20 protein-coding genes are annotated in these 23,620 nt (G+C 56.0%); 15 read left to right on the top strand and 5 right to left on the bottom strand.

Annotated elements, in window-relative coordinates; translation table 11 throughout:
* Positions 1–31 precede the first annotated feature (31 nt).
* From clpP to ABLV78_RS19445, 7 genes are all read left to right on the top strand, one after another.
* Positions 32–655, top strand: coding sequence for an ATP-dependent Clp endopeptidase proteolytic subunit ClpP (gene clpP, locus ABLV78_RS19475; protein ID WP_003021624.1), 624 nt, complete (start codon positions 32–34; stop codon positions 653–655).
* A gap of 134 nt (positions 656–789) precedes the next feature.
* Positions 790–2,064, top strand: coding sequence for an ATP-dependent protease ATP-binding subunit ClpX (gene clpX, locus ABLV78_RS19470; protein WP_015704591.1), 1,275 nt, complete (start codon positions 790–792; stop codon positions 2,062–2,064).
* 183 nt (positions 2,065–2,247) lie between these two features.
* Positions 2,248–4,602 carry an endopeptidase La gene (lon, locus tag ABLV78_RS19465; protein WP_015367948.1) on the top strand — a complete coding sequence of 785 codons (2,355 nt, stop codon included), beginning with the start codon at positions 2,248–2,250 and terminating at the stop codon, positions 4,600–4,602.
* 206 nt (positions 4,603–4,808) lie between these two features.
* Complete coding sequence (gene hupB, locus ABLV78_RS19460; protein ID WP_002444653.1) at positions 4,809–5,081, top strand: nucleoid-associated protein HU-beta; 273 nt, start codon at positions 4,809–4,811, stop codon at positions 5,079–5,081.
* A gap of 214 nt (positions 5,082–5,295) precedes the next feature.
* Positions 5,296–7,170 (top strand): peptidylprolyl isomerase, encoded by a 1,875-nt coding sequence (ppiD, locus tag ABLV78_RS19455; protein WP_047047018.1) that lies wholly within the window; start codon positions 5,296–5,298, stop codon positions 7,168–7,170.
* A gap of 148 nt (positions 7,171–7,318) precedes the next feature.
* The gene (locus ABLV78_RS19450) at positions 7,319–7,684 is read left to right on the top strand and encodes a helix-hairpin-helix domain-containing protein (protein WP_045390835.1); all 366 of its coding nucleotides are present in this window, start codon (positions 7,319–7,321) and stop codon (positions 7,682–7,684) included.
* A 110-nt stretch (positions 7,685–7,794) separates the two neighbouring features.
* Entirely contained in the window at positions 7,795–8,196 is a 402-nt protein-coding gene (locus ABLV78_RS19445; RefSeq protein WP_020079469.1) for a YbgC/FadM family acyl-CoA thioesterase, read from the top strand.
* A gap of 657 nt (positions 8,197–8,853) precedes the next feature.
* On the opposite strand, the gene queC is transcribed toward ABLV78_RS19445, so the two are convergent.
* The gene (gene queC, locus ABLV78_RS19440) at positions 8,854–9,564 is read right to left on the bottom strand and encodes a 7-cyano-7-deazaguanine synthase QueC (RefSeq protein ID WP_020079468.1); all 711 of its coding nucleotides are present in this window, start codon (positions 9,562–9,564) and stop codon (positions 8,854–8,856) included.
* A 66-nt stretch (positions 9,565–9,630) separates the two neighbouring features.
* The gene (locus ABLV78_RS19435) at positions 9,631–11,331 is read right to left on the bottom strand and encodes an SgrR family transcriptional regulator (protein WP_045393586.1); all 1,701 of its coding nucleotides are present in this window, start codon (positions 11,329–11,331) and stop codon (positions 9,631–9,633) included.
* A 107-nt stretch (positions 11,332–11,438) separates the two neighbouring features.
* Between ABLV78_RS19435 and cof the strand changes: the two genes are divergently transcribed.
* Positions 11,439–12,257 (top strand): HMP-PP phosphatase, encoded by an 819-nt coding sequence (gene cof / locus ABLV78_RS19430; protein WP_047047021.1) that lies wholly within the window; start codon positions 11,439–11,441, stop codon positions 12,255–12,257.
* A 44-nt stretch (positions 12,258–12,301) separates the two neighbouring features.
* Here cof and ABLV78_RS19425 read toward each other — a convergent pair whose 3' ends face one another.
* Positions 12,302–13,354, bottom strand: a complete 1,053-nt coding sequence (locus ABLV78_RS19425; protein ID WP_047047024.1) for a PLP-dependent cysteine synthase family protein — start codon at positions 13,352–13,354, stop codon at positions 12,302–12,304.
* 115 nt (positions 13,355–13,469) lie between these two features.
* Here ABLV78_RS19425 and ABLV78_RS19420 point away from each other — a divergent pair, with 115 nt between their 5' ends.
* The 5 genes from ABLV78_RS19420 to amtB all read left to right on the top strand — a co-directional run bounded on the left by ABLV78_RS19420 (position 13,470) and on the right by amtB (position 19,414).
* Positions 13,470–13,928, top strand: a complete 459-nt coding sequence (locus ABLV78_RS19420; protein ID WP_015367940.1) for an Lrp/AsnC family transcriptional regulator — start codon at positions 13,470–13,472, stop codon at positions 13,926–13,928.
* 43 nt (positions 13,929–13,971) lie between these two features.
* On the top strand, positions 13,972–15,741 hold the full coding sequence (locus ABLV78_RS19415; protein WP_047047026.1) for a SmdA family multidrug ABC transporter permease/ATP-binding protein: 1,770 nt from the start codon (positions 13,972–13,974) through the stop codon (positions 15,739–15,741).
* Positions 15,734–17,512: a SmdB family multidrug efflux ABC transporter permease/ATP-binding protein gene (locus tag ABLV78_RS19410; RefSeq protein WP_045393576.1), complete on the top strand. Its 1,779-nt coding sequence runs from the start codon at positions 15,734–15,736 to the stop codon at positions 17,510–17,512. The genes ABLV78_RS19415 and ABLV78_RS19410 overlap by 8 nt, the downstream gene beginning before the upstream one ends.
* 241 nt (positions 17,513–17,753) lie before the next feature.
* Entirely contained in the window at positions 17,754–18,092 is a 339-nt protein-coding gene (gene glnK, locus ABLV78_RS19405; RefSeq protein ID WP_015367937.1) for a P-II family nitrogen regulator, read from the top strand.
* Positions 18,093–18,124: 32 nt separating this feature from the next.
* Positions 18,125–19,414 carry an ammonium transporter AmtB gene (amtB, locus tag ABLV78_RS19400; protein ID WP_045393574.1) on the top strand — a complete coding sequence of 430 codons (1,290 nt, stop codon included), beginning with the start codon at positions 18,125–18,127 and terminating at the stop codon, positions 19,412–19,414.
* 65 nt (positions 19,415–19,479) lie between these two features.
* Here amtB and ABLV78_RS19395 read toward each other — a convergent pair whose 3' ends face one another.
* The gene (locus ABLV78_RS19395) at positions 19,480–20,967 is read right to left on the bottom strand and encodes a UbiD family decarboxylase (RefSeq protein WP_047047029.1); all 1,488 of its coding nucleotides are present in this window, start codon (positions 20,965–20,967) and stop codon (positions 19,480–19,482) included.
* A 119-nt stretch (positions 20,968–21,086) separates the two neighbouring features.
* On the opposite strand from ABLV78_RS19395, the gene ABLV78_RS19390 reads away from it, so the two are divergent.
* On the top strand, positions 21,087–21,977 hold the full coding sequence (locus tag ABLV78_RS19390) for a LysR substrate-binding domain-containing protein (RefSeq protein ID WP_047047033.1): 891 nt from the start codon (positions 21,087–21,089) through the stop codon (positions 21,975–21,977).
* Positions 21,978–22,010: 33 nt separating this feature from the next.
* Here ABLV78_RS19390 and tesB read toward each other — a convergent pair whose 3' ends face one another.
* On the bottom strand, positions 22,011–22,874 hold the full coding sequence (gene tesB, locus ABLV78_RS19385; protein ID WP_047047036.1) for an acyl-CoA thioesterase II: 864 nt from the start codon (positions 22,872–22,874) through the stop codon (positions 22,011–22,013).
* Positions 22,875–23,094: 220 nt separating this feature from the next.
* Between tesB and ABLV78_RS19380 the strand changes: the two genes are divergently transcribed.
* Complete coding sequence (locus ABLV78_RS19380; protein WP_047047039.1) at positions 23,095–23,607, top strand: YbaY family lipoprotein; 513 nt, start codon at positions 23,095–23,097, stop codon at positions 23,605–23,607.
* Positions 23,608–23,620: the final 13 nt, after the last annotated feature.

Genomic DNA, 23,620 nt, shown 5'->3' with positions numbered 1-23,620 from the left:
GGTTTTTTCAAAATTAATCCAGGAGACGGAAATGTCATACAGTGGCGAACGAGATAACTTTGCACCCCATATGGCCCTGGTGCCGATGGTCATTGAACAGACCTCACGCGGTGAACGTTCTTTTGATATCTATTCCCGTCTGCTCAAGGAACGCGTTATTTTCCTGACCGGCCAGGTGGAAGACCACATGGCTAATCTGATCGTGGCGCAGATGCTGTTTCTGGAAGCGGAAAATCCAGAAAAAGATATTTACCTGTACATTAACTCTCCGGGCGGCGTGATCACCGCCGGGATGTCAATTTACGACACCATGCAGTTCATCAAGCCGGACGTCAGCACTATCTGTATGGGGCAGGCGGCTTCGATGGGGGCCTTCCTGCTGACCGCTGGGGCGAAAGGCAAGCGTTTCTGCCTGCCGAACTCCCGCGTGATGATTCACCAGCCGCTGGGCGGCTATCAGGGTCAGGCGACGGACATCGAAATCCACGCCCGTGAAATTCTGAAAGTGAAAGGGCGCATGAATGAACTGATGGCGCATCACACGGGTCAATCCCTTGAGCAGATCGAGCGTGATACCGAGCGCGATCGCTTCCTGTCGGCGTCGGAAGCGGTGGAATACGGACTGGTAGATTCCATCTTGACCCATCGTAATTGATGCCCGTGGCGTAAGGGTGCCGCTATACTTGTTTTAACAACTGGGCGGCACAACGCGTCACCGCGACTTGCGCCTGAGAATGGCATTTGCGTCGTCATCTGCGGCACAAAGAACTTAAGAAGAGGTTTGGACTCATGACAGATAAACGCAAAGATGGTTCGGGCAAACTGTTGTACTGCTCTTTTTGCGGCAAAAGCCAGCATGAAGTGCGTAAGCTGATCGCCGGGCCGTCCGTGTATATCTGCGACGAATGCGTTGATTTATGTAACGACATCATTCGCGAAGAGATTAAAGAAGTCGCTCCGCATCGTGAGCGCAGCGCGCTGCCGACGCCGCACGAAATTCGCCATCACCTGGACGATTATGTTATCGGCCAGGAACAGGCGAAAAAAGTGCTGGCAGTGGCGGTATACAACCACTACAAACGTCTGCGTAATGGCGATACCAGCAACGGCGTAGAACTGGGTAAAAGCAACATTCTGCTGATCGGGCCGACCGGTTCCGGTAAAACCCTGTTGGCGGAAACGCTGGCGCGTCTGTTGGATGTTCCGTTTACCATGGCCGATGCCACCACCCTGACCGAAGCGGGTTACGTGGGTGAAGACGTAGAAAACATCATTCAGAAGCTGCTGCAGAAATGCGATTACGATGTGCAGAAAGCGCAGCGCGGCATCGTGTACATCGATGAAATCGACAAAATTTCCCGTAAATCGGATAACCCGTCGATTACCCGCGACGTGTCCGGCGAAGGCGTTCAGCAGGCGCTGTTGAAGCTTATCGAAGGCACCGTAGCCGCTGTTCCGCCGCAGGGCGGACGTAAACATCCGCAGCAGGAGTTCCTGCAGGTTGATACCTCCAAGATTCTGTTTATCTGCGGCGGCGCGTTCGCCGGCCTGGACAAAGTGATTTCCCACCGCGTAGAAACCGGCTCCGGCATTGGTTTTGGCGCGACGGTTAAAGCGAAATCTGACAAAGCCAGCGAAGGTGAACTGCTGGCGCAGGTCGAGCCGGAAGATCTGATCAAGTTTGGTCTGATCCCGGAATTTATCGGCCGTCTGCCGGTTGTTGCGACGCTGAATGAACTGAGTGAAGAAGCGCTGATTCAGATCCTGAAAGAGCCGAAAAACGCCCTGACTAAGCAGTATCAGGCGCTGTTTGGCCTCGAAGGCGCGGAGCTGGAATTCCGTGATGAAGCGTTGGATGCGATCGCGAAGAAAGCGATGGCGCGTAAAACCGGCGCCCGCGGCCTGCGTTCAATCGTTGAAGCCGCGCTGCTCGACACCATGTACGATCTGCCTTCCATGGAAGATGTCGAAAAAGTGGTGATTGACGAGTCGGTAATCGAAGGTCAGAGCAAACCGCTGCTGATCTACGGCAAGCCGGAAGCGCAGCAGGCATCTGGCGAATAATTCGCCAATCGACACAAGCAGTTAAGCAAAAAGGGGGGATTTTATCCCCCCTTTTATTTTTCCTGTGTTCCCGCCGTTGAATGTATGGAATACATCCCCATATACTGGATTACATATTAACGGCGACGCGTTAATGAAGGTGTCGTCGGCTACCTGGCGGACTTTAAACTAAGAGAGAGCTCTATGAATCCTGAGCGTTCTGAACGCATTGAAATCCCCGTATTGCCGTTGCGCGATGTGGTGGTTTATCCGCACATGGTCATACCCCTGTTTGTAGGGCGGGAAAAATCTATCCGTTGTCTGGAAGCGGCCATGGACCATGATAAAAAAATCATGCTGGTCGCACAGAAAGAAGCGTCGACGGATGAGCCGGGTGTAAACGATCTTTTCACCGTCGGGACCGTGGCGTCAATTTTGCAAATGCTGAAGCTGCCTGATGGCACCGTGAAAGTGCTGGTGGAAGGCTTGCAGCGTGCGCGTATTACTGCGCTGTCCGATAACGGCGAACACTTCTCCGCCAAAGCAGAGTACCTTGCTTCTCCGGTCATTGAAGAGCGTGAGCAGGAAGTGCTGGTGCGTACGGCTATCAGCCAGTTTGAAGGCTACATCAAGCTGAACAAAAAAATCCCACCGGAAGTGCTGACGTCGCTGAATAGCATCGACGATCCCGCACGTCTGGCGGATACCATCGCTGCGCATATGCCGCTTAAGCTGGCGGACAAACAGTCCGTGCTGGAGATGTCCGACGTGAACGAACGTCTGGAATATCTGATGGCGATGATGGAATCTGAAATCGATCTGCTGCAGGTTGAGAAACGCATTCGCAACCGCGTGAAAAAGCAGATGGAAAAATCTCAGCGTGAGTATTATCTGAATGAGCAAATGAAAGCCATCCAGAAAGAGCTCGGCGAGATGGATGACGCCCCGGACGAAAACGAAGCGCTGAAGCGTAAGATCGACGCGGCGAAGATGCCGAAAGAGGCGAAAGAAAAAACCGAAGCGGAACTGCAAAAGCTGAAGATGATGTCCCCGATGTCGGCGGAAGCCACCGTCGTGCGCGGCTACATCGACTGGATGGTGCAGGTGCCGTGGAATGCTCGCAGCAAGGTCAAAAAAGATCTGCGTCAGGCGCAGGAGATCCTCGATACCGACCACTATGGTCTGGAACGAGTCAAGGACCGCATCCTTGAGTATCTTGCGGTGCAGAGTCGCGTTAACAAGCTGAAAGGGCCGATCCTGTGCCTGGTTGGACCGCCGGGGGTAGGTAAAACCTCGCTGGGTCAATCTATTGCCAAAGCCACCGGGCGTAAGTACGTGCGCATGGCGTTGGGCGGCGTGCGTGATGAAGCGGAAATCCGTGGTCACCGCCGTACCTATATTGGCTCCATGCCGGGTAAACTGATCCAGAAAATGGCGAAAGTCGGGGTGAAAAACCCGCTGTTCCTGCTGGATGAGATCGACAAAATGTCCTCCGACATGCGCGGCGATCCGGCCTCAGCGTTGCTGGAAGTACTGGACCCGGAACAGAACGTGGCCTTTAACGACCACTATCTGGAAGTGGACTACGATCTCAGCGACGTCATGTTCGTGGCGACCTCCAACTCCATGAATATTCCGGCTCCGCTGTTGGACCGTATGGAAGTCATTCGTCTCTCCGGTTATACCGAAGATGAAAAACTGAACATTGCTAAGCGCCACCTGCTGCCGAAGCAGATCGAACGCAACGCGCTGAAAAAAGGCGAGCTGACGGTCGACGATAGCGCCATTATCGGCATTATTCGTTACTACACCCGTGAAGCGGGCGTTCGTAGCCTGGAGCGTGAAATCTCCAAACTGTGTCGTAAGGCCGTTAAACAGCTGTTGCTGGATAAATCGCTGAAACACATCGAGATTAACGGTGAAAATCTGCATGATTATCTTGGCGTGCAGCGCTTTGACTATGGCCGTGCGGATAGTGAAAACCGCGTAGGTCAGGTGACCGGTCTGGCGTGGACGGAAGTGGGCGGCGATCTGCTGACCATCGAAACCGCCTGCGTTCCGGGCAAAGGCAAGTTAACCTATACCGGTTCACTTGGCGAAGTCATGCAGGAGTCGATTCAGGCTGCGCTGACCGTGGTGCGCGCGCGTGCTGAGAAGCTCGGTATCAATCCGGACTTCTACGAAAAACGCGATATTCACGTGCACGTACCGGAAGGGGCAACGCCAAAAGATGGTCCGAGCGCCGGTACGGCGATGTGCACCGCGTTGGTTTCTTGTCTGACCGGTAACCCGGTACGCGCCGATGTGGCGATGACAGGGGAAATCACCCTGCGCGGCCAGGTGCTGCCGATCGGCGGTCTGAAGGAAAAACTGCTGGCGGCGCATCGTGGGGGCATTAAGACTGTTCTGATTCCTTACGAAAACAAGCGTGACCTTGAAGAAATTCCGGAAAACGTTATCGCCGATTTGGATATCCATCCGGTACAGCGAATCGAGGAAGTTCTGACACTTGCTCTGCAAAATGAACCGTTTGGCATGCAGGTTGTAAGCGCAAAATAGTGATATCGCGCAAATAGCGTTAAGAAAAGTGGGGCTGGTAAGTAAATTCGTACTTGCCAGCCTTTTTTTGTGTAGCTAACTTAGATCGCTGGCAGGGGTCATCGACAACTCTGTTGTAAGGGCATGACAGTCCTGATATAACTGCTGCGCGGTCGCGCCATGAAGGATTCTGGTGCGATATAAATTATAAAGAGAGGAAGAGAACAGTGAATAAATCTCAACTGATTGACAAAATTGCTGCGGGTGCGGACATTTCTAAAGCTGCAGCTGGACGTGCGTTAGATGCTTTGATCGCTTCTGTTACTGAATCTCTGCAAGCTGGGGATGACGTTGCGCTGGTAGGGTTCGGTACTTTTGCTGTTAAAGAGCGTGCTGCCCGTACTGGTCGCAACCCACAAACAGGTAAAGAAATTACCATTGCTGCCGCTAAAGTACCGGGCTTCCGTGCAGGTAAAGCGCTGAAAGACGCGGTAAACTAATCGGCTCTCCCGTCAGGGAATGTGACGAAGTACAAGGGCGCATCGCGAGATGTGCCTTTTTTATTTGTCCAGAACGCGACTTTATGTGTGTTTATGCGCACTTGTGGGCTGACAATTGCCCCGTTTTCTTGTCAAAATACGTCCTCACGCGCGGCAGCCATCACGTGCTATGCTGCGCGAGCAAAAGTCATCTACAGCGGAGCGTTGTTACACCATGATGGACAACCTACGCACGGCCGCCAACAGCGTCGTGCTCAAGATTATTTTCGGTATCATTATCGTCTCGTTCATTTTGACCGGGGTGAGTGGTTACCTGATTGGCGGCGGCAACAACTATGCCGCAAAAGTGAATGGTCAGGAGATTGGCCGCGCGCAGTTTGAAAATGCCGTTGCCAGCGAGCGTAACCGCATGCAGCAGCAGCTAGGCGATCAGTTCTCCGAACTGGCGGCCAACGAAAACTACATGAAGACCATGCGTCAGCAGGTGTTGAACCGCCTGATCGACGAATCGCTGCTGGACCAGTATGCTCGTCAACTGGGCCTTAGCATCAGTGACGACCAGGTGAAACAGGCCATCTTCCAGACCCAGGCCTTCCAGTCAAACGGCAAGTTTGATAACGAACGTTTCACCGGTATCGTGAATCAAATGGGCATGACCACCGATCAATACGCGCAAGCGCTGCGTAATCAGCTGACCACTCAGCAGCTGATCAACGCGGTAGCCGGTACCGATTTCATGTTGCCGGGCGAGTCCGATCAACTGGCGGCGCTGGTCTCCCAGCAGCGCGTGGTTCGTGAAGCGACTATCGATGTTAACGCTCTGGCGGCGAAACAGACCGTTAGCGATGAAGAGATTAACGCCTTCTGGCAGCAGAACCAGGCCCGTTTTATGGCGCCGGAGCAGTTCCGCGTGAGCTACATCAAGATGGATGCCGCCAGCATGCAGGAAAACGCCTCTGACGAAGAAATTCAGTCATGGTACGACCAGCATAAAGATCAATTCACTCAGCCGCAGCGTAATCGCTACAGCGTGATTCAGACTAAAACTGAAGCTGATGCGAAAGCGGTACTGGCCGAACTGCAAAAAGGCGCCGACTTCGCCACGCTGGCAAAAGAGAAATCGACCGACATCATCTCCGCGCGTAACGGCGGCGATATGGGCTGGATGGAAGAGGCTTCCACCGTGCCTGAGCTGAAAGATGCCGGCCTGAAAGACAAAGGCCAGCTTTCCGGGGTGATTAAATCTTCCGTAGGTTTCCTGGTGGCGCGCCTGGACGATGTTCAGCCGGCGCAGGTCAAACCGCTGGCCGACGTGCGTAACGACATCGCGGCGAAAGTGAAGCAGGAAAAAGCGCTGGATGCTTACTACGCGCTACAGCAGAAGGTTAGCGATGCGGCTAGCAACGATAACGAATCCCTGGCGGGGGCCGCGCAGGTCGCCGGCCTGAAAGTGGTTGAGACCGGCTGGTTCGGTCGTAACAACTTACCGGAAGATCTGAACTTCAAGCCGGTTGCCGATGCTATCTTTAATGGCGGTCTGGTGGGTGAAAACGGCGCGCCGGGCAGTAACTCCGATATCATTACCGTTGACGGCGACCGCGCCTTTGTCCTGCGCATTAGCGAACACAAAGCGGAAAGCGTCAAGCCGCTGGCGGAAGTGAAAGCGCAGGTGACTGATATCGTGAAGCGCAACAAAGCGGAACAGCAGGCGAAACTGGATGCCGATAAACTGTTGGCCGACCTGAAAGCGGGCAAAGGCGATGAAGCGATGAAAGCCGCCGGCCTGAGCTTCGGCGCGGCGCAGACGCTGTCCCGTACCGGCCAGGATCCGCTGAGCCAGGCAGCCTTCTCCCTGCCGCTGCCGCAGAAAGATAAAGCGAGCTACGGCGTGGGCAACGATGCCAAAGGCAACGTAGTATTGTTGGCGCTTGATGAAGTGAAAGCGGGTTCTATGCCAGAAGAGCAGAAGAAAGCGATGGTGCAGGGTATTACCCAGAATAATGCGCAAATCGCATTCGAAGCGCTGATGAGCAACCTGCGTAAAGACGCCAAAATCAAGCTTGGCGACCTCGTCGACCAGCAGCAATAATTTCGCGCCGCCTCGCAAAACGAGGTAACGCGATGCAATACTCAAAGGCCGCTTTCGCGGCCTTTTCCATTTCCGCAATCTGCCTTTTGTACTCCGTTTTCGCAGCCGCTATCGTGACCTTGCTGTCTACAAACAAGGAGATAACAGCATGAACAGAGGAATGAAAATGGTTATTGTCGCCGTGTTGCTGGCTTGTACGGCGGGTTCTCAGGGGGCGCTGGCGGCATCGGCGAGCGGCAAGGCGGCATCGGCAAAAGAGACTATTCAGGCGCCGCAGACGAAAATGCCGGAGGAAGGAAAAACGACCGATAACGTCGGCGCGCGGGTCAGCATCAATAATGCCAGCGCGGAGGAGCTCGCACAGGCCATGAACGGCGTTGGGCTCAAGAAAGCGCAGGCAATCGTCAGCTACCGCGAAGAGTATGGGCCGTTTAAGACTCTCGACGATCTTAAACAGGTTCCGGGGATGGGCAGTTCGCTGGTAGAGAGAAATCTGTCACATCTGACGCTCTAATTTCACCCGCTGGTTTGCACAGTGGTAAATCTTTGCCATGCTAAAGAGGTTACGCCATCTGGTGTGACCTCTTACCTGATTAACAACAATAATAGTAAGGCATGTGCGCTATGCAGACTCAAATTAAAGTTCGCGGTTATCATCTGGACGTTTACCAGCACGTTAACAATGCTCGTTATCTGGAGTTTCTCGAAGAGGCGCGCTGGGATGGGCTGGAGAGTAGCCCGGCGTTTCACTGGATGACCAGCCATAACATCGCTTTTGTAGTGGTCAATATCAATATCAATTATCGCCGCCCGGCGGTACTCGGGGATGTACTTACCGTGACCAGTAAGCTGGAGCAGTTGAACGGTAAAAGCGGCACCTTAAGTCAGGTGGTGACCCTTAATCCTAACGGTGAAGTGGTGGCCGATGCGCTGATTACCTTTGTTTGCATTGATCTGAAAACGCAGAAGGCGCAGCCGCTGGAAGGGGAATTGCGCGAAAAGCTCGACCAGATGAATTTACGCTAACAACAGCCGGACCGCGGAGAGCGGTGAACCTGTAGGTGAGGTTGAACTCAGGCTTCGTGCCAATCGATTCCCGCAGGCGGCGCCTGACGCGTCTTTTCCGGGCTACCGGCTGGTGGAATGCGGTGAATCCGTAGCCCCGGTAAGCGAAGCGCCACCGGGGAGGTTGAACTCAGGCTTCGTGCCAATTGTTTCCCGGAGGCGGCGCCTGACGCGCCTTTTCCGGGCTACCGGCTGGTGGGACGCGGTGAACCCGTAGCCCCGGTAAGCGAAGCGCCACCGGGGAGGTTGAACTCAGGCTTTGTGCTAATCGATTCCCGGAGGCGGCGCCTGACGCGCCTTTTCCGGGCTACCGGCTGGTGGAATGCGGTGAATCCGTAGCCCCGGTAAGCGAAGCGCCACCGGGGAGGTTGAACTCAGGCTTCGTGCTAATCGATTCCCGGAGGCGGCGCCTGACGCGCCTTTTCCGGGCTACCGGCTGGTGGGATGTTGTGAATCCGTAGCCCCGGTAAGCGAAGCGCCACCGGGGAGGTTGAACTCAGGCTTCGTGCCAATCGATTCCCGGAGGCGGCGCCTGACGCGCCTTTTCCGGGCTACCGGCTGGTGGGATGTTGTGAATCCGTAGCCCCGGTAAGCGAAGCGCCACCGGGGAGGTTGAACTTAAGCTTCGTGCCCCTGGCCCAGACCGGTTTTTTGCTTCATGACCGCCATCACGCCGGCCTTATCGCCCAGATATTGATTCAGGCCGTTGGCGCGCAGGTTGCAGGCCGCACACTGGCCGCAGCCGTCGCCCTTGATGCCGTTATAGCAGGTGAGCGTTTCGCGGCGAACCAGATCCAACTGGCCCCAATAATCGGCCAGCGCCCAGGTTTCGGCTTTGTTGAGCCACATCAGCGGCGTTTCAAAACGTATATCTTTTGCCATGCCAAGGCTAACCGCGTGGTGCAGCGCTTTAACAAATTCGTCGCGGCAGTCCGGGTAACCGGAGAAGTCGGTCTCGCAAACGCCGGTAATAATTGCTTCAGCCTTAACCTGATAGGCGTAGATCGCCGTCAGGGTTAAAAACAGAATATTGCGACCTGGAACGAAGGTATTCGGAATACCATCGGCATCCGGCTCGTAATCCGGTACCGGAATGCTATCGCGCGTCAGGCTGCTCACCGCCAGTTCGTTAAGCAGCGTAACGTCCAGCACTTTATGCGCCACCGCGCCCAGTTTTAGCGCCAGCTCGCGAGCCACGTCAATCTCGGCGCGGTGGCGTTGGCCATAATCAAAAGTGACGCAATGCACTTCGTCATACTGTTCCAGTGCCTGCACCAGGCAGGTTGTTGAGTCTTGTCCTCCGCTGAAGACCACTACGGCGCGTTTCATAGCAATTCCTGACTAAATAAGTGAGAGCGATATGGTACCGTCAGACGCTCGCGGCGACCAGCTCTCTCACGCCGATGATGCCGGTAGCCAGGCGCTGGCGAAGTCGAACCAGCCTCGGGCATTGAGGCGCAGGCCGTTAACACCCGGCGGTGCGCTGATGCGGTAATTGTATTTGAATAACGGCGTCATGATGGCGTCATCCATCAGCGTATTGAAGACGTTGCGCAGGGCATCGTTGCGGCTACGCGCTTCGGGCTGCGCCTGCACGGCATCTAATGTTGCCTGCAGGTGCGCATATTGCGCCCCGGTCAGCAAATTAGGCCATAGCGTGTCGCAGCGTAGCCACTGTTCAAGGGTATATTCCGGCGCTTCGCCAATCAGGCGATCGCCCATCATCATATCGGCCTGTGCCAGATATCGGCAGCCGTCCCAATTTTTGGCGTCGTGAAAAATGAGCGTCAGTTCGCAGCCGAGAGAGGCGAGGCGCCGTTTCAGCTGCTCAGCCATAGTGTGTAATTCGACCGGCAAATGATAGAGCAGGGTAAGCTGGCGAGGCAGCGGCACCTCATGGTTTTCCGGGCCCTGAGGAATGGACCAGCCGGGCAGTACCTCATGGCTCGGCGTGATCAGATCTTCGTCCAGCGGTAGCGTTTCCAGCAACGACGAGCGGTGGATAATCGAAATCAGCCGCTGGGCCTGCGCTTTACTGAGACGTGGACTCTGACGCAGGGTCAAATAGCAGAAACCGAGGCTGATGCTATTGCTCACCTGGCGCAGATTATTGAGCTCCTCAGGATCGCCGATGGTGATCTGTACCGGATGGCGACAGCTGGTGCCGAGATCGCTTTCGAATAGCTGCGGCGTGATCCAGTATTCTACCGCCTGGATCAGCGGATGCTGTAAATGGTAGCGGGGATGGTTTTCCAGACGAACCAGATCCGGGCCAAAAAGTTTCAATCGGAACGGGCCGCTGCCGATTGCCGGATCGTCAGGATGCGCCAGCACGCTGCAATAGCTGGCTAAACGGAACGGTAGCCAGTAGTCCGGGCGATGCAGCGTAATCGTCAAACACTGGGCGTGGGTGACATCGATGCGGCTAATGCTGGCAAAAAGGGTGCGGAGAGCCGGCAGTTCCAGTAGCAACAGTAGTCTTTGCCGCAGCTGTGAGGTTTCCACGGTATCGCCGTTATGCCAGCACAGGGTCGAGCGGATATAAAAGTGCCACCGTAATCCATCGGGTGATACCTGCCAGTGGTGCGCCAGATCGCCCACCGGCGTATTATCGCTATCGTCGAAACGCGTCAGGCCGGAATAGATCTGCCCGGCCAAATGTTGTTCCGCACGACCGGGAAGAAAACCGGGGCGCAGCGGTTCCAGCGGCCGATAATAAGGGATACGCAGCGTCGGGGTATTGTTTTGCCACTGGCCGCCGAGGAAGGGGTGCAGCAACGCTTTCAGCTCAACCGGCGCCAACTGCGCCAGCTCCAGCGCGTTTTGCTGCTGACCCTTATTCAGCGCCTGTTCCATCATCTCGTTACGCAGGCTTTCCGGAGTTTTGTGAAAACAGAGCATTCCGCGCTTGCCGCGCCCGGAGCTGGCCTGCCAGCTTAACCAACCGGCCTCCTGGGCCTGGCGTAACAGCGTACGGATATGGCGCTCGCTACAAAAACAGCGCTCCGCCAGTTCGCCGACGGTCACCTGCTGCGGCGCGCCGGACGACGGCTGCCATAGCCGCTGGTACTGATTTAAACGGTTTAATAATCTCATTTGCGGAAAACCCGGAACAATAAAAAATATCTATTCACTATTACTTCCGTATATCTCAGGCGATACTGCAACACAAGCGAAACCCATCACACATCGGGGAAAATACCATGGCAAAACTGGCGGCATTTGATATGGACGGCACCCTGCTGATGCCGGACCATCGTCTCGGAGAACTGACCCTCACGGCGCTGAGACGGTTGCGTGAACGCGATATCGCCCTGACTTTCGCCACCGGTCGCCATGCTCTGGAAATGCGCCATCTGATCGGCGAGTTTTCCCTTGATGCTTTTCTGATTACCGGCAACGGTACGCGCATCCATTCACTGGAAGGCGACGAGCTGTACCGTCAGGATTTGAACCCTGAAGTGGCGGAAGAGGTGCTGCATAGCGTGTGGGATACTCAGGCCAGCATGCACGTTTTTAACGACGGCGGCTGGTTTACCGGCCAGGCAAGGCCGGAACTGCTCCGAGCTCACGCCTTCAGCGGCTTTCATTATCAACTGCGCGATCCGAAACGGATGCCGGCGCACCACGTCACCAAGATCTGTTTCTGCGGCGATCATGACGATCTGCGCCGTCTGCGGATCCAGCTAAATGAAGCGTTAGGCGCTCGCGCGTTTATTTGCTTTTCGGCGATGGATTGTCTGGAGGTACTGCCGGTCGGCTGTAATAAAGGCACGGCGCTGGCGGTGCTGAGCCAGCACTTAGGTTTCTCGTTGCAGGACTGCATGGCATTTGGCGATGCAATGAACGATCGCGAGATGCTTGGTAGCGTAGGGCGAGGATTCATTATGGGTAACGCGATGCCGCAGCTCAAAGCTGAACTGCCGCATCTACCGATCATCGGCGACTGCCGTCATCAGGCGGTTTCCCACTTTTTAACACATTGGCTGGATAATCCTGATCTTCCTTATTCCCCCGAATAGAGAGACCCTACCAGCAAGCCGGATAGCGTTCTATCCGGCTTTTTTTATTGCGCGCCGCTCAGTTGCATAATCTGCGTCTGCCACGGGGTAATATCGCCGATATTCGCCGCGACCCACTGCGGGTTATAATAGCTTTCGAGGTAACGTTCGCCGCTGTCGCACAACAGGGTGACGATAGAGCCCGTACGTCCTTCATCGCGCATCCGTGCGGCCAGCTGCAGTACGCCCCACATATTGGTGCCGGTGGAGGCGCCGACTTTTCTTCCAAGCTGGGTTTCCAGCCACAGGGCAGTGGCGACGCTGGCGGCATCCGGCACGCGCAACATTTCATCGACGACGTCGGGAATAAACGAGGGTTCGACGCGCGGGCGGCCAATACCTTCAATTTTGCTACCGACCGGGCTACGCAGGCTGGCGTCGCGGCTCTGCCAGTAATCGAGGAACACCGAATTCTGCGGGTCGACCACCATCAGTTGCGTCTCGTAGCCCTGACAGCGAATATAGCGGCCAATGGTCGCAGAAGTCCCGCCGGTACCGGCGCTCATGACGATCCACGACGGCTGCGGGTGCGGCTCGTGGGTCATCTGGCGGAAAATGCTGTCGGCAATATTGTTATTGCCGCGCCAGTCGGTGGCGCGCTCGGCGAAAGTGAACTGATCCATATAGTGGCCATTCAACTCGCGCGCTAGCATTTCAGAAGCGGCGTAAATTTCGCAGGCGTTGTCGACGAAATGACAGCGTCCGCCATAAAATTCAATCTGTTCGATTTTACGTTTCGCGGTGCAGGAGGGCATCACGGCAATAAACGGCAGGCCCAGCAGGCGAGCGAAATAGGCTTCTGAGACCGCCGTCGAACCCGAAGACGATTCGATAATCGTGGTGCCTTCTTTGATCCATCCGTTGCACAGTCCGTAGAGAAACAGCGAACGCGCCAGACGATGCTTGAGGCTACCGGTTGGATGCGTACTTTCATCTTTCAGATAAATAGGGATATCCGGAAAACCAGGCAACGTCAGGCGGATCAGGTGTGTATCGGCGGAACGCTGGTAGTCGGCGTTAATTTCACTAATGGCATGTTTTACCCAGGCGCTGTTCATCTCGGATTCCTGTTTGTCATTTTGTGCCCAGCTTAGCGGATTGTGCGGGAAAAATTGTTGCTATTTGGCCTTTCAATTACAATTATGGGAGTAAATTATTCTCTCTGGTGGCCTTATGCTAGATAAAATTGACCGTAAGCTGCTGTCGTTACTGCAAACTGACTGCACCCTCTCTTTGCAGGCGCTGGCGGATGCCGTTAATCTGACCACCACGCCCTGCTGGAAACGGCTCAAGCGCCTTGAGGACGAAGGTATCCTGCGCGAGCGCGTGGCCATTCTGGATGCGGAAAAGCTGGGGCTCGGTCTAACCGCCTTCGTTTTGATAAAAACGCAGCATCACAGCAGTGACTGGTACTGCCGCTTTGTTAGCGAAGTGTCGCAAATGGCGGAAGTGCTGGGTTTCTGGCGTATGGCTGGCGAGTACGATTACCTGCTACGGGTGCAGGTCGCGGATATGAAGCGCTATGACGACTTTTATAAACGTCTGGTGAACAGCGTGCCGGGGCTGTCGGATGTCACTTCGAGTTTTGCCATGGAACAGATAAAATACACCACGGCCTTGCCTATTGATTAACGGCTTTTTGCCGCCACGAATTATACATTCAGGATTTTACCGTTTGCGATTATTTGCTCAACTTAGCTGGTACTTTCGCCGGGAGTGGCGCCGCTATCTCGGCGCCGTCGCTCTGCTTGCCGTTATTGCCGTACTCCAGCTAATCCCGCCGAAAGTAGTGGGGATTGTGGTCGACGGCGTGACTAAAGAACATTACACCGCAGAGCAGGTGTGGATGTGGATCGGCGCGCTGGTCATTATCGCGGTGATGATTTATCTGCTGCGCTATGTCTGGCGCGTGCTGCTATTCGGCGCCTCTTATCAACTGGCCGTTGAACTGCGTGAAGACTTCTACCGTCAGCTCAGCCGCCAGCATCCGGCCTTCTATCTGCGTCACCGTACCGGCGATCTTATTGCCCGCGCGACCAACGATGTTGACCGCGTCGTCTTCGCCGCCGGCGAGGGGGTCCTGACGCTGGTGGACTCACTGGTGATGGGTTGTGCGGTACTGATTGTGATGTCGACGCAAATCAGCTGGCAGCTAACGCTACTGGCGCTGGTGCCGATGCCGTTTATGGCGCTGGCTATCAAGCGTAATGGCGATGCCCTGCATGAGCGCTTTCGTGTGGCACAGGCGGCTTTTTCCAGCCTTAACGATCGCACGCAGGAAAGCCTGACCAGCATACGTATGATTAAAGCATTCGGCCTTGAGGATCGTCAGTCGGCGCAGTTTGCCGCCGATGCGGCGGATACCGGGGCGAAGAACATGCGGGTTGCGCGTATCGATGCCCGCTTCGACCCGACAATTTATATTGCCATTGGCGCGGCCAACCTGCTGGCAATCGGCGGCGGCAGTTGGCTGGTGTTGCAGGGCGAGCTGACCCTTGGCCAGTTAACCAGTTTTGTCATGTATCTCGGCCTGATGATTTGGCCAATGCTGGCGCTGGCGTGGATGTTTAATATCGTTGAGCGCGGTAGCGCCGCCTACGGACGTATTCGTTCGATGCTGGAAGAAGCGCCGGTGGTCAACGATGGCACCGAAACGGTGCCGGAGGGGCGCGGTTCGCTTAACGTGGCGGTGCGTGAATTTATCTATCCGCAGGCGGCGAAACCGTCGCTGGAGAAGGTTAACTTCACTCTGCGGCCGGGGCAGATGCTCGGTATCTGCGGTCCGACGGGGGCCGGGAAAAGCACCATTCTTTCCCTTATCCAGCGCCATTTTGATGTCACCGAGGGGGATATCCGTTTCCATGATATTCCGCTGACCCGCCTGCAGCTTGATAGCTGGCGTGGGCGACTGGCGGTGGTCAATCAAACCCCATTCCTGTTCTCCGATACCGTAGCGAATAACATTGCGTTAGGTAAACCGGACGCGACCCGGGAGCAAATCGAGCGCGTCGCGCGGCTGGCCAGCGTGCATGATGATATTCTGCGCCTGCCGCAGGGCTATGAAACGGAAGTCGGCGAGCGCGGGGTGATGCTCTCCGGCGGTCAGAAACAACGTATTTCCATTGCCCGCGCGCTGCTGCTGGAGGCGGAAATCCTGATCCTCGATGACGCGCTGTCGGCGGTTGATGGACGGACGGAGCATGATATTTTGCATAACCTGCGCCAGTGGGGGGAGGGGCGGACGGTGATCATCAGCGCCCATCGCCTCTCAGCATTAACCGAAGCCAGTGAAATTTTAGTTTTGCAACACGGCCATATCGCGCAGCGCGGCCGCCACGAGCAGCTTGTCGTCCAGACGGGATGGTATCGCGATATGTATCGCTATCAGCAACTGGAAGCGGCGCTTGACGATGCGCCGCAGGATGAGGAGGCGGTTGATGCGTAATTTCGCTCATCTCTGGCCGACCCTTAAACGTCTGCTGGCCTACGGTTCGCCGTGGCGTAAGCCGCTTATTATTGCGGTCATCATGATGTGGATAGCGGCGGCTGCGGAAGTCAGCGGCCCGCTGCTGATAAGCTATTTCATTGATAACATGGTGGCGAAACAGTCGCTACCGGTGAAGCTGGTCAGCGGCCTGGCGGCGGCCTATATCTGTCTGCAGATCCTTGCCGCTACGCTGCACTATAACCAGGCGCTGCTGTTTAACCGAGCGGCGGTCGGCGTGGTGCAGCAGTTGCGCAGCGATGTGATGGACGCCGCGCTGCGCCAACCGCTCAGCGAGTTTGATACGCAACCGGTCGGTCAACTGATTTCGCGTGTTACCAACGATACCGAAGTGATTCGCGACCTGTACGTGACGGTTGTGGCGACGGTGCTGCGCAGCGCGGCGCTGATTGGCGCGATGCTGGTGGCGATGTTTAGTCTCGACTGGCGAATGGCACTGGTGGCGGTGGCTATCTTCCCGGCGGTGCTGATCGTCATGGCTATCTATCAGCGTTACAGCACGCCGATCGTGCGTCGCATGCGCGCCTGGCTTGCCGATATCAATGATGGCTTCAACGAAGTCATCAACGGCATGGGCGTTATTCAGCAGTTCCGCCAGCAGGCGCGATTCGGCGAGCGGATGCGTGAAGCCAGCTACGGTCACTATCTGGCGCGCATGCAGACGCTGCGTCTGGATGGTTTTCTGCTGCGCCCGCTGTTAAGCCTGTTTTCATCGCTGATCCTCTGCGGCCTGCTAATGCTGTTTGGTTTTAGCGCTTCCGGAAGTATCGAAGTCGGGGTGTTATACGCCTTCATTAGCTACCTCGGACGCCTGAACGAACCACTGATCGAACTTACCACCCAGCAGTCGATGCTGCAGCAGGCGGTAGTGGCGGGCGAGCGCGTGTTTGAACTGATGGACCGTCCGCGCCAGAGCTGGGGTAGCGATAGCGCGCCGTTACGCAGCGGCGCGGTGGCGATTGATAACGTCTCTTTCGCCTATCGCGACGACCGGCTGGTGCTGCAGGATATCAATCTGGATATACCTTCGCGCGGTTTTGTGGCGCTGGTTGGCCATACCGGCAGCGGTAAGAGTACGTTGGCCAGCCTGATGATGGGCTACTACCCGTTGACCAAAGGCGAAATTCGCCTCGATGGCCGCCCGCTGTCGTCGTTAAGCCACAGCGCTTTACGTCGGGGCGTCGCGATGGTGCAACAGGATCCGGTGGTATTAGCCGATACCTTCTATGCCAACGTGACGCTGGGGCGCGATATCAGCGAGCAGCAGGTCTGGGAAGCGCTGGAGGCGGTGCAGCTCGCTGACCTTGCCCGTGAAATGAGCGACGGGATTTATACCCAACTGGGCGAGCAGGGCAACAACCTGTCGGTGGGCCAGAAACAGCTGCTGGCGCTGGCTCGCGTGCTGGTCGAAACGCCACAGGTGCTGATCCTCGATGAAGCGACAGCGAATATCGACTCCGGTACCGAGCAGGCTATCCAGCAGGCGCTGGCGAAAGTGCGCGAGCACACCACGCTGGTCGTCATCGCCCACCGTCTGTCGACTATCGTCGAGGCTGATACTATCCTGGTGTTGCACCGTGGCCAGGCCGTCGAGCGCGGAAACCATCAGCAATTGCTGGCGGCGAAGGGCCGCTACTGGCAGATGTACCAGCTACAGCTGGCTGGCGAAGAGTTAGCCGCCAGCGTTGAGGAGGAGTCGCTGAGCGCCTGATGCACCATCAGCAGGCATTGGTGCAGGGGTGACATGAAGTGGTGCAACTTGCTCACTAAGGGCGCACCGTATTGGTGCATTTTTGCGCATTAGCGGTTATTTGCCGTCTCGCCAGTAACATCCTCGCGTTTTTTTCTCCGTAAACGGGCCGATTCACGGCCCGTTTTCATTTTTGGCATATCCCTTGCTTTATCTCCTGTGTTAGCAGCGGCCACTATCAAATACTGACTGGAGGGGATTTATGAAGCTGGTTACCGTGGTAATCAAACCATTCAAACTGGAAGACGTTCGCGAAGCGTTGTCCTCCATCGGCATTCAGGGCCTGACGGTCACGGAAGTGAAAGGCTTCGGCCGCCAGAAAGGCCATGCTGAGCTCTATCGCGGCGCCGAATACAGCGTCAATTTCCTGCCAAAAGTAAAAATTGATATTGCGATTGCCGACGATCAGCTGGACGAGGTTGTCGAGGTGATAGGCAAGGCCGCCTGGACCGGAAAAATTGGCGACGGCAAAATTTTTGTCGCCGAACTGCAGCGCGTGATTCGTATTCGTACCGGCGAATCCGACGAAGCGGCACTGTAATTGCCTGACCACACAGCGATGGGGATGAAGAGATGATGAGAACGACGATGAAAACGGCTCTGGGAGCGCTGGCGCTGCTTCCGGGACTGGCGCTGGCGGCCGAACCGGCGGTGGCGGATAAAGCCGACAACGCTTTTATGATGATTTGCACCGCGCTGGTGCTGTTTATGACAATCCCCGGCATTGCGTTGTTCTACGGCGGCCTGATTCGCGGTAAAAACGTGCTCTCAATGCTGACTCAGGTCATTGTGACTTTTGGCCTGGTTTGCGTGCTGTGGGTTATCTATGGCTATACGCTTGCCTTCGGAAGCGGCGGTAGCTTCTTTGGCAGCTTCGACTGGGTCATGCTGAAAAATATTGAACTGAAAGCGTTAATGGGGTCGTTCTATCAGTATATCCATGTCGCTTTCCAGGGCTCTTTCGCCTGTATCACCGTGGGCCTGATCGTCGGCGCGCTGGCGGAACGTATTCGTTTCTCCGCGGTACTGATTTTTGTGGTGGTTTGGCTCACGCTCTCCTACGTGCCGATTGCGCATATGGTGTGGGGCGGCGGCCTGCTGGCGACCCATGGCGCGCTGGACTTCGCCGGCGGTACCGTCGTGCACATCAACGCCGCGGTGGCGGGGCTGGTGGGCGCGTATATGATGGGCAAACGCGTGGGCTTTGGCAAAGAAGCGTTTAAACCGCATAACCTGCCGATGGTCTTTACCGGTACGGCGATTCTGTATGTTGGCTGGTTCGGCTTTAACGCCGGTTCCGCAAGCGCGGCCAACGAAATTGCCGCGCTGGCCTTCGTGAATACCGTCGTGGCGACCGCTGGCGCGATTCTGGCCTGGACCTTCGGCGAATGGGCCACTCGCGGTAAACCGTCGCTGCTGGGTGCCTGCTCCGGCGCGATTGCCGGCCTGGTCGGCATTACTCCGGCGTGCGGCTACGTTGGCGTTGGCGGCTCGCTGATTATTGGTATCATCGCCGGCCTGGCCGGGCTGTGGGGCGTCACGGTGCTGAAACGCTGGCTGCGCGTCGATGACCCATGCGATGTGTTTGGCGTTCACGGCGTGTGCGGCATCATCGGTTGTATCCTGACCGGCATCTTCGCCTCTACCACCCTTGGCGGGGTCGGCTATGCGGAAGGCGTAACGATGGGGCATCAGTTACTGGTACAGCTGGAAAGTATCGGCATTACCGTGGTGTGGTCCGCCGTCGTCGCGTATATCGGCTTCAAAGTGGCGGCGATGACCGTCGGCCTGCGCGTGCCGGAAGAGCAGGAGCGCGAAGGGCTGGACGTCAACAGCCACGGCGAAAACGCCTACAACGCCTGATAAAGCGAGCAATCTCCATAAGCGTCAAAGCCTCCCGTCCGGGAGGCTTTTTCTTTGCGTGGAATTTATTTCTTACTGAAGCCAGGGATAAAGCGATCAACATCCACTTCCATAAATTGGCTGCGCTGGAAGTGGGCTTTCATATTCCACGGAACGGTGCAGTCGAAAATGGTTTTGCAGGCAATGCCGCTATCGCGAATCGATGGGCTGAAGGCCGGGTCGGATGATGGATCCAACGGATGGCAACGTACGCCGGGAATAAACACGGTGCTGACATCGCCCTGATAGCGGGTGGTCATCGCCCACATCACGTCGTTGATGTCGAATACATCGACGTCCTCATCGACCAGCATCACGTGCTTCAGCTCGGAGAAGGCGGAAAAGGCCAGTAGCGCGGCCTGGCGCTGACGGCCCTCATCGCTTGGCGTGCGTTTCTTCACCTGCAGCACGGCGAGATATTTACCCGTCCCCGGAGAGGGGCAGTGGACGTTTTGTACGAAGCCTGGAAGCGCGCGCTCTACCATTTGCAGAATGCTGGCTTCGGTCGGGATCCCGGCCAGATTGGTATGCTCATCGCTCGGCCCGATACAGGTTTGCAGAATCGGGTGGCGGCGGTGGGTAATCGCTTTAACTTTTATCACCGGCACTTCCGCCTGAGCGCTACCGGTGTAGCCGGGGAACTCCGGCATGGCTTTGCCGCTGTTGGTATTCTGGTCTTCGCGTACCCGCACGCCAGGCAGCAGTTCACCTTCAATAACGATTTCGGCATTGGCGATGGCGCGGGCGTTGACGCTCACGCATTCGCTGAGCTCGACCGCCTGATTACGCAGAGCGCCGGCGATAGAGAGTTCGTCAAACCCGAGAGGAGTGGTCGGTGGTTCAAAGCAGGCGCCAATTTCAATCGCCGGATCCACGCCGATGCTAATCGAGATGGGCAACGCTTTCCCGGCAGCCTCGGCTTTTTGCCTGAAGGTGTCGAGATGACGACCCGGTACGAAATACATTGAGATTTCGTCTTTGCTCTGTACGCACAGGCGGTGGATGGTGACGTCATGGTCGCCGGTTTCCGGATCCGCGGCATAGCACATACCGAGAGTAAAGTAAGGACCGGCGTCTTCCGGGGTGTTAGTCGGCGCGGGTAATATTTTGAGAATATCGAAATCAGGATCGCTTGCCAGATGCATCACTTCCTGGCAGGCCGCTCGTTCACGCGGGATAGTGATTGGCGCGATAGGATTCGCTACGGAGTCTTTGAGCATAAACGCCAGATTTTCCGGCGTGGTGCCAAACAGGCGCGCAACGCGCTGTCGCGAACACAGCAGGCCAATGAGCACCCTGACATCATCATAGCCTTTGACCTTGTTAAAGATCATCGCCGGGCCTACGCGGGTCGGGCGCTGAACGGTGCCGTGGGCGCCGACGTAGCGATATACGCCGGAGAGTTCGGCAATGGGGTCGACGGGTTCGTCGGTGTAGATCAGTTCATTATCGTACTGGCTTAATAGTGCCAAAGCAGAACGCAGATCGGTTACTTTTACATGTTGTTCAGACATCGTGCTTCCTTCAGTTTTCTGGCAATGGCTATTAATTCTCACCAGATACCGATAAGAGTCCAATCACATTTCCCCTTATTTTAATAAGATATTATTATCAGTGTTTTCGGGAGGGCGTGATGGATTATCGACAACTACAGGCATTTACGGTTCTGGCGGAAGAGTTGCACTTTGGCCGGGCGGCGCAGCGTCTGCATATCACGCAACCAGCGCTGACCCAGCAGATTAAAAGTTTCGAAAGCGCGCTGGAGCTACCGCTGTTCACTCGCGATCGACGCAACGTCGCCCTGACCGCCGAAGGGCAATTTTTGCTGGCCGAGGCGCGGATGATTCTCGGCCACTGCGATAAATTTCGCGAGAATGCGCGCAGTTTGCGACAGGGGCGTAAAGGGCAGTTGAAAATTGGCTACGTTGGCTCGGCTATTTTTGACCCGGCGCTGAGCGTGTTAATACGAAATTATCGTCAACGCCAACCCGAAGCCGATTTGTTAATTGAAGAGCATAACGTTAACGACCTGATAACCGGTTTATTAAGCGAAACGGTCGACCTGGCGTTTATCCGCTCGCCAGGCGCGCAATATGATGAACTGGAGTCGCTGGATATTGCGACCCGGCCGCTGGTGGCGGTGGTGCCTCGCCATCATTCGCTCGCCAGCAGGCGCGCAATTCCACTCGCGGCGCTGGCGGAAGAGACGTTTTTCATTCAGCAGGATCCCAGCGGCGTCGGATTGGGGTGGTCAGCCATCAGCGCCTGTCGGCAGGCGGGTTTTACACCCCGTAAGATTCAGTACACGCGTGATGTCTCCACGGCGATTGGCCAGGTATCGATGGGGATGGGGGTGACGTTGGTGCCCGAGACGCAAAGCGCCATGCTGGTGTCGGAAGTCAGTTATTGCCTGTTAGAAGAGACCTTTGCCGTAACGACGCTCACGTTATGCTGGCGGCGGCAGAGTCGCAACGGACTGCTGGGGGATTTTATTGCCGATGCGCGCGAATTGCTTGACCGTTAAAGGTAAGCGGGCCCGTTGTGGGCCCGTCGCGAATTAGTTATTGCGGTTACGCATGACGCCTTCCTGCACCGTCGAGGCGACCAGAATACCGTCCTGGGTATAGAATTCGCCGCGAACAAAGCCGCGGGCGCTGGAGGCAGAGGTGCTTTCGACGCTGTACAGCAGCCATTCGTTGATGTTGAACGGGCGGTGGAACCACATTGAGTGGTCAATGGTGGCGACCTGCATACCTGGTTCAAGGAAGCCGACGCCGTGCGGCTGCAGCGCAACCGGCAGGAAATTAAAATCAGATGCATAGCCCAGCAGCGACTGGTGGATACGAATATCATCCGGCACTACGCCGTTGGCGCGGATCCACACCTGGCGGGTGGGTTCGGCAACGTGGCCTTTCAGCGGGTTATGGAACTCTACCGGGCGAATTTCCAGCGGTTTGTCGCTGAGAAACTTCTCTTTCGCCTGCGGCGGCAACAAATGCGCCAGCTTACGGGCGATATCGGTTTCAGAGGGCAGACCTTCCGGCGAAGGCGCTGCCGGCATTGCTTTTTGATGTTCGTAGCCCGGTTCCGGCGCCTGGAACGAGGCGGTCATGTAAAAGATGGGTTTACCGTGCTGGATAGCCGCCACCCGGCGAGCGCTGAAGCTGTTGCCGTCTCGTAGTACTTCAACATCATAAACGATAGGTTTCTGGCTATCGCCAGGACGCAGGAAGTAACTATGAAAGGAGTGAATCAGGCGGCCCTCAGGCACGGTTTCTTTGGCGGCATACAGCGCCTGACCGACCACCTGACCGCCGAAGACCTGACGTAAGCCGAGATCTTCGCTCTGCCCGCGAAACAGCCCTTCTTCAATTTTTTCCAGATTTAATAATGCCAGCAGATTGGTTAGAGCCTGACTCATAGATACCCTCAATTAATGATAGCGGCGCTGATGCAGCGCATATTGAGGGCAAGTATAACCTGGAATCTCAAGTGGTCCGATGGGTGTAATAATCTGAATAAATGCCCCTTTCCGGGAATTATTCTGAGATCTGTGCCACACTTATTCACGATACTAATGTCTTAGCCATCGTGATGGCAGGACGTACTCCTGTGACTAAAGGGATGAAAAGGAGAACATAATGAAATTTGCCTATATGTTAAGTGCTATCGCCGTTGCTGCGGCCTTATCCGCCTGTGCGAATAATTCGAACAGCAACGCCGCTCATCAGACGACGGCACCCGATCCTTACGGCATTGCCTCACTGAGCTCCTCGCAGCAACAGCCTAATGTTTCCGGGACTATCAATATTCGCCAACGCGTAGCGTTACCGCCGGATGCGGTACTGACCGTGACGTTGTCTGATGCGTCGCTTGCCGATGCGCCAGCCCGCGTATTGTCGCAAAAAGCGGTCCGCACAGAAGGTAAGCAGGCGCCGTTCAACTTTGTTCTGCCGTATAACCAGGCGGATATCAAACCGAACGCGCGGATCCTGCTGAGTTCGGCGATCACCGTAAATGGCCAGCTGATGTTTATTACCGATACCGTACAGACCGTGATTACCCAGGGCGGTAACCGCGCCGATCTGGTGCTGGTACCGGTGCAGCATGCGCCAGTGCCGGTGGCTAATGATATGGCGCCGATGGCGCAATAAACGTCTTCATGCC

The organism is Klebsiella sp. CN_Kp075, assembly GCF_040065055.2.
Taxonomy (GTDB): Bacteria; Pseudomonadota; Gammaproteobacteria; order Enterobacterales; family Enterobacteriaceae; genus Klebsiella; species Klebsiella aerogenes.
Note: the sequence above shows the minus strand (reverse complement) of the source record. Positions and strands in the feature narration are given on the sequence as shown.